General features: G+C 36.8%; 2 protein-coding genes. One reads left to right on the top strand and one right to left on the bottom strand.

Features of this window, described 5'->3' with window-relative positions; genetic code table 11:
* On the bottom strand, nt 1-836 hold an 836-nt coding region (locus FD44_RS09895), incomplete at its 3' end, for a LicD family protein (protein WP_082618786.1).
* 114 nt (nt 837-950) lie between these two features.
* Here FD44_RS09895 and FD44_RS09890 point away from each other — a divergent pair.
* Nucleotides 951-1,388 carry a MarR family winged helix-turn-helix transcriptional regulator gene (locus FD44_RS09890; RefSeq protein ID WP_010620612.1) on the top strand — a complete coding sequence of 146 codons (438 nt, stop codon included), beginning with the start codon at nt 951-953 and terminating at the stop codon, nt 1,386-1,388.
* Nucleotides 1,389-1,491: the final 103 nt, after the last annotated feature.

Below are 1,491 nucleotides of genomic sequence, written 5' to 3'. Positions count from 1 at the left end.
CAACAGGAAAAAGTATAGAGCCAATCATATTCCTGATTATCATAGATGAGCCGCCGGAGATGCTTTTCTGATTGTTGTCGTTTAGGCGGAAGTTGTGAGTAGTCGCCATACATTCTGGTTAGAATAACATCATAAGCCTGTGGAACAGCCATATTGACGTTTTCAAAGGGTTTAGAGGTTAGCTGGGTCATTTCAGCGATAGATAGAATTTCCTTGTTATAGGCGTACTGAGAGGCTAAATTTTTAACTAAAGTGGTCTCTTCACTACTATTGTACAGTTGCATGATGTGATCGCGTTTTTTCTTTAATTCGTTAACGTTTTGAAAAGTTTGATTATTTGTGGTTTGAAACTTACGTAATGGGGTATCAAAGAAGTTGTAATGAAGTCTAAGTAAAATCAAACTATCATAGTATCGAAATTTTGAAATTTGTTTGTCCTGATCGGTGGGATTAGACGATATTTGATCAAATGGGAAGATGTCGATGAATACACCTTTTCGCGCGTTATTAATGCTATTTTTTTCTTCAATAAAGGTGTGGCGATCTAAAAGCTTTGAATAACTTAGCCCATAATTTTTATCGGAAAAGGGAGTCTGGAGAAAGAAGCGCGTTTCCGTAAAATAAGTGGCACCGAGTTTTAGAAATTGGTTGTAGTCTTTCCGCGGCATTCCAACATCAACGTCGTCATCCCAAGGAATAAATCCCTTATGACGAATTGCCCCAAGTAGGGAACCCCCAATTAGAAAGTAGTTTAGATTATTCTCCTCGCAAAATTGAATGTAATTTTCCAGGATATTTAACGAGAGTTTTTGCGATAATTTTAAAAGTGAGGTCATAGTTGGTTCTCCTTTATTAAAGATAAATTAGGTTAGGATTGAGTGATGGTAATTATGAATTTTAAATGCTAACATTATTATATTAGATTTGGAATAGGATTGTGGGGCGGCATAATGGAAAAAGAAAATTTATTAGATTCATTTATCGAAGCTTACATGAAGTCTATCAAGTACCTAGATGAGTTTATTTCACAGCCGGCATCAGATTATCATTTATCATTTGAACAGTATTTGATACTGCATGACATTGCCAGACGTCCCGATTTAACGCTTGTAGATATTGCAGCCAATCGACACGTTACGCGAAGTGCCATTTCCCGTCAAATAAAGGTGCTATTAAATCAAGAATATATTGTTCAAGTGCCGGATGAATCCGATAGACGACGACTCTATTTACATTTGACTGAAAGCGGGACAAATGTTGAGCAAATCGTTTCTGAGAAAAACAAACAGCGTTTTCAGGGATGGATAGATTATTATGGTGAAGACCGTGCAAAGGATATTCTAGGATTCATTCGGGATTTCAGCGAATACAATCGAATTGAGAAATAATGGAAGGTAACAGAGAGCATGAGAAAGAATTTGGATTTATCGGCAGAGGAAAAGAAACGCTGGCGAAGAATCGTCTTTATTGGTCCCCTGTCAATAAAATAAA

The organism is Secundilactobacillus malefermentans DSM 5705 = KCTC 3548 (assembly GCF_001436395.1).
Taxonomy (GTDB): Bacteria; Bacillota; Bacilli; order Lactobacillales; family Lactobacillaceae; genus Secundilactobacillus; species Secundilactobacillus malefermentans.
Note: the sequence above shows the minus strand (reverse complement) of the source record. Positions and strands in the feature narration are given on the sequence as shown.

Coding starts and splice junctions, on each gene's coding strand:
- FD44_RS09890 (WP_010620612.1), top strand. CDS start 951: ATGGAAAAAGAAAATTTATTAGATTCATTTATCGAAGCTTACATGAAG.